Annotated in this window: 2 protein-coding genes; both read right to left on the reverse strand. The window is 68.1% G+C overall.

All coding sequences use genetic code 11. The features are described from left to right. Positions 1-90 precede the first annotated feature (90 nt). Positions 91-6,060 carry a hypothetical protein gene (locus ACRX5W_RS05450; protein ID WP_436786734.1) on the reverse strand — a complete coding sequence of 1,990 codons (5,970 nt, stop codon included), beginning with the start codon at positions 6,058-6,060 and terminating at the stop codon, positions 91-93. 102 nt (positions 6,061-6,162) lie between these two features. Further along, positions 6,163-7,653 carry a hypothetical protein gene (locus tag ACRX5W_RS05455; protein WP_436786735.1) on the reverse strand — a complete coding sequence of 497 codons (1,491 nt, stop codon included), beginning with the start codon at positions 7,651-7,653 and terminating at the stop codon, positions 6,163-6,165. Positions 7,654-8,003: the final 350 nt, after the last annotated feature.

An 8,003-nucleotide genomic window follows, 5' to 3' on the forward strand; every position in this document is an offset into this window, starting at 1 on the left:
GGGGCCCGGGTGCCGAGGACACTCCCTCGGCACCCGGCTGTACAGACCCCGCGCCGCCGAACACACGCGCCGGCCCGAGCCGTTCGTGCCTCAGCCCCCGCGGACGCGTTCCCAACAGCCGCGTACGACCGGTTCCGGGCGGTATGTTCCCAAAGCGGCGTCCACGTCGAACACCTGAAGTGCCTGGAGGAGGTCGACGCACAGGGCAGCGTCGACCTGACCGCTGTCCGTGTCCGCCTCGATCGCGGCGTGCAGGTCGTCCGCAGGCAGACCGTCGTCGTCCATGAACCCGAGGATCGCCTGATAGGCGGTCCATTGCGGGCTCTTTGGAACCAGCCCGACCTGGTGCAAAAACGCGTCGGCCCCGTGGACGTCTTGCAGGCGTGCGGTCAGGTCGCCCAGCGCCTTGTTCGCGTCCCGTCCGGAGGCCAGCGCGACGGCGAGGTTGTCGAGCAGCAGGGGCCAGCCGCCGGTCGCGGTGCGCAGACGGCCGAGCTCCTCTTCCGAGGTGAATACCTCCTTGTCCTGCGTCCAGGCACGGAGACCCTCCGGTGAGAAGCGGCGCAGGGACAAAAGTTCAACGTCCCGGCCGCCATCCGCACCCGTCGCGAACGCGGCGTTCCACAGCGCTTGTTGGTCGAGCCCGGCGACGACGACAGCGGAGCGGGTGACTCCGGCTGACAACGGAATCCGGTGGACCGCCTCGTCCACGGTTTCGAGGCAGCGCTGTTCCGAGGGGGATTTGACGGTCAGGTCGGCGACGACCACCCGTCGCTGGCCCGGCTTGCCCGAGGTCAGCTCACGCGTGAAATCAGCCGACCTGCCGATGTGCGGGACCTCCCACCCGCCTTGCTCCGCGATCTCGCACAGCGAAAGGCTGACCCGGTCGACGCCGGTGGCCGGAGTCCCGATGACCAAGTGGGCGTGGTTGCCCTGCTTCGGCAGCAGCGCCGCGACCTGGTGGGCGGTGAGCGGCGAATGCGAGTGGCTCGTCGGTGACTGGTGGCGGGCCTCCAACTGGGCGAATCTCTCGGCCACTTGGCGGTGGGGAGCCTGCTCCAACTCGGCCTCGACGCGGCTCAGGTTGCCGATCATGCTCAGCGCGTTGGCGCTGCGCAGATGCCATCCGCGATGGTCGGAGTCCGGTGCGAGGACTCCCAGGCCCTCCATCTCGGCGAGGTAGGCGCGGAACTGGTCGGTGTCGAGGTCGTTGAAGCCCGCCGGCCAGAAGTATTTGCACTCGTCCAGCAATTGCGCCTGTGTGAGCCGCGCCGCGAGGCCGTGGTGATGGGCGTGATACGCGACGACATTGGCGATGACGTTGTACCGCGAGTCGAGTCGCAGAGTGTCGTGGAAGGCCTCGGTGATGCTGTGCCGCAGGTCCTTGTCGGACTGGACGGCCTGGACGACTTCGCGCGTGATCGCGTACGGGGGGCCGGACTCCACGTTGCGCCGCTTGGCGTGCATCGCCTGGACCAGGCGGTGACCGAACATCTGGAGCAGGAATGGCTGGTAGGAGCAGTGTCCGAGGATGCGGTGGACCAGCGCCGAGCTGGCGAATCGATAGCCGAGGACCCCCAGCGGCTCCATGAGCAGATTCACCGCGTCCTGCGGACGCAGCGGACCGATCACCCGCGGGCTCTGCGCGAGGTGGCTGAAGGGGCTGTTGACGGCGATCGTGGCGTACCGCTGCACCGAGTGGAGGCCGGCGAACACGACCTTGACGCGCTGGTCCGTGTCGGCCCCCAGATCGCGCAGCCGCCGCGTCTCCGTGAACTGCGGGCTGTCCGACTCGAAAAAGCCGTCCGCCTCATCGAGCATGATCAGCAGCATGCGTTTGCCGTCCTCGCCGAGCCAGCCCCTGATGCCGGCCAGCACCTGGTCATAGGCGAGAACGGAATCCGCCTTGACCTTGCGCGGCAGTTTCAGCGCGTCGGACTCCAACAGACGGCGCCCGATGCGGTCCCACACCGTGGAAGAGGGCGCGTTCGTGCCGGTGAAGGTGGAGTCGAGCGACAGCAGCAGGCTCAGCCGGGCACCGGGCATCTGTGCCTCGTACTTGCGTCCCGCCGCCTTCAGCAGCGCCGATTTCCCCAGCCCGCGACCACCGAAGACGACTTGGTCGCCCGTAGGGCTCTGCAGCGACGAGACTTCCTCACTGCGACCGAAGAACATCTCCTCGGGCACCGGGGCACGCTTGCCCATGACGTAGGGGTTCACCGCGGAGAACGGCAGCAGCACCCGCATCGCCGAGTCGAGGCGCAGGTTGCCACACGCGGCCAGGTGGGCAAGCGCGGCGTCGTCCAACACGACGACAGCCCGCCGCTGATTGACGCTCTGCGCGGCGAGCGCCACGCGATTGCGCACGGACATCGTGCCGAAGTAGACGACCAGGAGACTGTCGTCGTTCGGATCCTGCTGAATCCACGACATCAGCGTCTCGGCCGACGGCCGGTCCCATACCAACATCACGCGAAGCGTGCCGCGCAGTCCGGATCCGAAAGCCGGCACCAGCGCGGTCCCGTGGCGGACTTCCGGGAGGTCAAGGAACCGGAAGCTGCGATTGCGCGGATTCTCCACCCGCTGAGGGCCCTTTTTGCTGCTGTAGCCGATCAGGCGCAGCGCGGGCATCAGCAGCTCGCTCTCGCGGACCCCGTGCGTACGCAGGTTGTCCTTGCGGGCAGCCAGGTCGGCCCACCCCTCCAGCGCCTGGGCGGTCTGCTCGGCCAATTCGGGGGACAGCGCCGAGTAGTCGAGCGCCGCGAGGTGCTGGAACCGCTCGCGTCCGCGTACCGCCTTGATCAGTGCGGCGGAGACGCCTGTCTTGGACAGGGCCTCGGGAACGTCCGGGAAGAACGTGGCCAAGCTCTCGTCGACCGTGCGCGTGTCGGGGATGCTCTCGCCGTTGTCGAGGTGCGAGATGAGATCTTCGGCGGTGAGCAGGTCCCCGTCATCGATCAGCCGCCCGACACGGTGACGTTCGTCCGGGAGGGCGTTGCGCACCTCGTCGAGACGGCTGCGGAGCGCGTCCGCGTGGCTCGTGCGCGCCTCGGCCAACTCGTTCTCGACGGATTCCAGCTCCAGCCGAACGAGTGCCAAGTCGTCGTCCGCGGCCGGGGTGGCGTTCTGGAGCCGCCGCTCCAAAGCGCGCTCCCTCTCCTCGTTGAGCGCACCATCGACACGTGTGCGACGCAGTTCCTCGTCGAGCACCCGGCGCTTCTCGGCGAGTTCCTGCTCGACGGCTTGTCCCCTGTCGCGGATCCGTGCCTGCAACTCGCTTGAAGGAACGGCGGCGCTTCTCGTACCGGGGAGCCGCTGGTGCACCCATAGATCCACGATCTTCTGTGCCGTCGCGAACTGATCCGAATCCAAATGGAGTTCGACTGCCTCGTGCCACGATCGTCGGCCGGCCCGCGCCAGTTCGTCCGCCGAGATGCCCGGGGGCGGCACGACGCCTTCCGGCCGCACGACGGTTCCGGGAATTTTCAGCAACTCACCGTGCAGCACAAGCTCGACGGGTGGTTCTGTCTCTTTCGGACGCGATTCGCCGGACAGCAGGGCGAAGGTGCGTGTGAGCGATGAGACGGTGGCTTCCAGCACCGAGACAGTGAGGCCCGAAGTGCCGGGGAATTGACCGCGGATCGAGTCCAGGACCTCGTCGCGAAGGGCCAGGACCGTGGCGCGCATTTCCTGGACCTGGTCGGCACTCCAGTCGACATCTCGCATGCCGAGTTCGCGTGCCCGCCGGACCCACTGGCCGACCGCGGAGAGCCGTTCGGTGGTGTGCCGAAGCAGATCCTGTCGTGCCGGACCCTCCAGGCGGGAGCGGGAGCCGGAGGACATCAGGACCCGATCGATTTTGTCCAACTCGACTTGGAGCGTTGCCGGTTCGTTCAGCTCTTCGATCCGACGCGCGACGGCCGTCAGGTCACTGCGATCGTCGTCGACGGCGTGCCGCAACAGCGATCCGATCAGTCCCTTGTCGGGGTTCCACCAATGCCGGACGATCTCGCGTCCCCGCACGAAACGGATGTGCGGGGGCTGAAGCCCTCGACGGCATTCGTCGCGTGCCTCCTCCAGAGCGCGCTCCAACTCGGCCCGGTCGCGGGCCAGGGCGAGCGGCGGAGAGTGCAGGAGCAGTGATTGCAGCGCACGGTCGGCGACTTCGTTCGCGACGTGGACGAGCACAGGAGGAAGTCCTCCCGCAACTTGGGCGAGCACGGCGCCCGCCTGCGGATCCCCGGTGACCAGTACCGTACGCAGCAATGCGGCAGTGGCGAGGGCCGCATCGGCGCGACGTGCCGCCGGTGCGGCCCAGGCGGCTCCGTCCAGTATCTTGCGAATCGTCTCGACACCGGCGCTACTGGAGGACCGGACGGACTCGGCGCAGGCTGCGAGCTGCAGGGCGGCGGTCAATGTCGGGGACTCGCCGAGCGCCTCGGCAAGAGAGCCGGCGAGCCCGTAACGCTCCGAGGCGACCAACTCGGCGAGTACGTTGGCCGACTCAGAGTGGTTCGTGCCCGGGGTGTACCCGTTGCTGCGGTCAAGCACTGTGGGTTCGACAGGTACGTCGACTGACGGTGTGTGCTCGGCGGCTCGGGGCGGTGGGACAGCGTCACCGCGTGAGACTCCGGAGCGCTCCTGGTGAACCGGGTGGGCTTCGGGCCGGGCGTTGTCGTCCAGGGCTGCCGCGGCGCCGCGCCGCGCCGGAACGCGCGGTTCGGCGGAGGGTTCGGCGCGTTGCGGCTTCGTCGGTCGCGCCGCGGTCGCAACTTTGTCGTCTTCCCGGGACGGCTGCTCGATGGGTCCGACGATCCGATGGGGCTTATCGGTTTCGTCGGCTTCGTGGGTCTCAACGGGAGTGGACGGATCTCGCGATTCGGGGGCCGTCAGGGTGAGTTCCGCGTATCGGCCCGCCAGGTAGGCGACCGCTCGGCTCTTGACCGCGACGGACAACCAGGAGTGGATCTCCGAGAGATCCCGTCCGTCGGCATGCAACTCGACCATTGTGAGAAGCGCGCAGAGAGCATCCGCGTCTTGGCGTTCGTTCGTGCCCCACGTCTGCGTGTCGCACAGGGCTTCGGCGCGGCTCCGGGCGACGTCGAGATCGACCGCGAGTCCGGCGTTGTCGTCCGTGCATGCCAGCCGTGTGATCCGGCGCAGTCGGGTGCGGAGCGGCACGGTCGTGAGGTGGTCTTTGGCCACGGCCAGCGCCTGTTCGAGCTCCGCCAGATCCGTGTGTTCGGGCGAAACCCCGTGCTCTCGGAATTGGAGCAGGGCGGCGTCGAAGGCGTCGGCCACGGCGACCAGTGCCTGCAAATCCTCGTCCGCAGGGCGGGCTTTCGCGGCGATGGCCGCGGCGATGCGTCGCGATGCCTCGCCGGCCTCCGCGAGCGTGTCCGCCACGTTTTGCACGGTGGCCGCCAGGTTCTCGGCGGCTTCGGGTGTGTCGGGGAGGTCCTCGGAGCGGTCGACCGCGTCCGTCGGATCATGACCGGCTTCTTGCACTGCGTCCTCGTTCTGCTCGGCGGAGGTGGGCGCCAACGTTTCCGCGGCGTGTCTGGCGGCTTCCAGGAGGTCCGGGGATCGGCCGATCGTCTCGGCCATCCAAGGCTGCTCCAGCGCCCACACCCACATCGGGGAGCTGCCGGGGGTCGAGCCGAACTGCACCCACATGGTGAGGCGCAGCACGGTGGGGCTCCAACGGTCCGCGTCGGGGATTGCTCGCGCCATGTCGTCGAGGACCGGATGGGTCAGATGCACGGCCGCGTGCCGCGGCCCGGATGTTCGCCGGATGCGGTTCAGCACGTCGCGGCACAATGCTTTGTGGATCTTCGTTCCCTGGACCGGGATGCGCAGAATGTCCAGTGTGTGGCGTCGTTCGCGCAGCGGCATCGCATGCAACAGCCGCTCCACGTCCTCCACCGTCAGCGCTTCGATGGCCTCGGCGACCGGGTCCAGGTCAGCCTGGACTTCGGCCAACATGTTCGCCAACCCTTCCAGGGCCGCGGACTGTTCGGGAGACGCGGCGGGATCTGTTGCTCCGGTCGCGGTGGGCATGGCAGCGTCTGCGTCATGCCCCAAACCGGTTGGGCAAGGTTGGGCTGGGTTCATCAAACCTCCAAGACTGCGGTGCCAGTGGCGACCGGACAGAACACCGGCTCAATGGCCCCGCGAGTGCGGTCGGACGTACGTGTATCCGGCAGGCAATTCCGCCGGTCCGGTCAACCGGTATCGGAGCCGGTCCTCGCGATACAACTCGCGCTGCTCGTCGCTCGCCTCTCGCCCGAGGTGACCGATGCGTCGAAGGAAACCGGCTACTTGGTGCTGCGAGACCAACCCTGTCGAGGTCGGAACGGATGTGGTCGACGGGTCATGCGCAAACGGCGTTGTCGGGTAGGCGAGCTGCGGTTTGTAGCAGACGAGTTCGGCCGGCTGTTGGTGGGCGCGTGCGGGATGGTGTGTGCGGCCGTCCGGCCCCCGGCTTCCCCACATCACGGTGAGACGCCCCTGCGCGAGTAGTCCGGCGAGCGTTCCCTCGACGCGGTCGTTGCCGATGTGCACGTCGACACGGAGGTCGGACAGGACGGCGCGTACCGCCGCCGGCACGTCCGACCGTCCGAGCAGCGCCCGGCCGTCGCGGTCCAGCAAGCCAAGGCGGCGGATCGCGGCCGGAACGATTCGGTAGGTGTCATGCCGGTCTCGGGGAGCCGCACAGCGGACGGACAAACCATCTCGCGTCAGTACCCTGGGGTCGTAGCGGTGTTCGAGTAGCTCGCCGTCGACGGTGACGGGCCTGTCGAGCAACCGTGTGTGGGCGCGGATCGTGCGGCTGCCGTAAGGCCACTCGAACCACAGCCACAGGCCTGGCGTGAAGACGGACGGCCAGGAGACCCCGTCGAGCCGGACGCCCTCACCGTGGGAAACGACATTCACCGTGTGCGAGGCGGCGTTGGCCGACAATGCACTGCCCGGATGATCCAGTTCCAGGCGGACGGATAGTGAATCGACGCAGTCGGAACGGCCGTCGACGCCGCACAGCCGCCGGGCGACGTGGGCGGGAACAGGGGCATACCCTGCCACAACGTCGGCTCGTCGCAGCGGCTGCGCCCAAGCCAGGACGGGCCCGTCGGCATCGACCTCGACCGCAGTGTCGAGCTCGCTGTCGTCAGGCCACCACGGCGGGACCGAGGTACCTCGGTGTGCCGGCGAAGAATCCGGCGTACTCACCGGTTCTGTCCAAGCTGGATTGGCGGGTGGGCTCGTTGACCCGCCGGGAGCCGGAGAGGGGACCGGCGCTTGCTCCGCAGACGGCTCCGCATCCCGTACGGTCGCGGCTGCCGGGGGATCCGGGTGCTGGGACGCCAGGCTTTCCGCCCAACCGAGGCCGAGCGGTTCGAGAACGAAATCCTCGCTGGGAACCGGCTGTTCTGCCTTCGCCGACGCGCGCCAGACGCCACCGCCCAGCCAACGATCGTCGAGTGTCAAGCGCACTCCGGACGGGAGCAGGCCGGTCTTCTCGTCCTGTTCGCGCAGTGCGTAGTCGGACACCACGGCGTTGGCGTGGCAAACAGCCGTCGGATAGTCCGTTCCCTGAATGTGGCGTTGCCAGTTGGGGTTGCCCAGGATCAGGGCGCCCACGGCTGTGTACACCGGGCCGTCGGGAAAGCTCCGTCGTCCTGACCGACGAATCGCCGGCTTGACCGCGGATTCAGCCAAGCCGATCAGATCGTCGCGGCCGAGGGCCCCTGGATGTGCGAGTCGCTGCGCCAGCGAAGCGCGGGGGAAGGCGTAGTCACCCCACAAGCGAACCGTGTCGAGTGATGCCAGCGCTTCCCGGACCGTCCTCATCAAGCCTTTGACCGCGAAGAAGAGATCCTCCTCGCCGTACCCGGGATCGAGCAGGACGGGCAGGGGCAGCGGCGCCAGAGCGCTGGAAGCTCCTATAGATCGTCAAGCGGTCTGTAGGGCTGGTGGTCGGATGATGGTTTGGCGGGCGAGGT

The organism is Yinghuangia sp. YIM S10712 (genome assembly GCF_051388935.1).
GTDB lineage: Bacteria > Actinomycetota > Actinomycetes > Streptomycetales > Streptomycetaceae > Yinghuangia.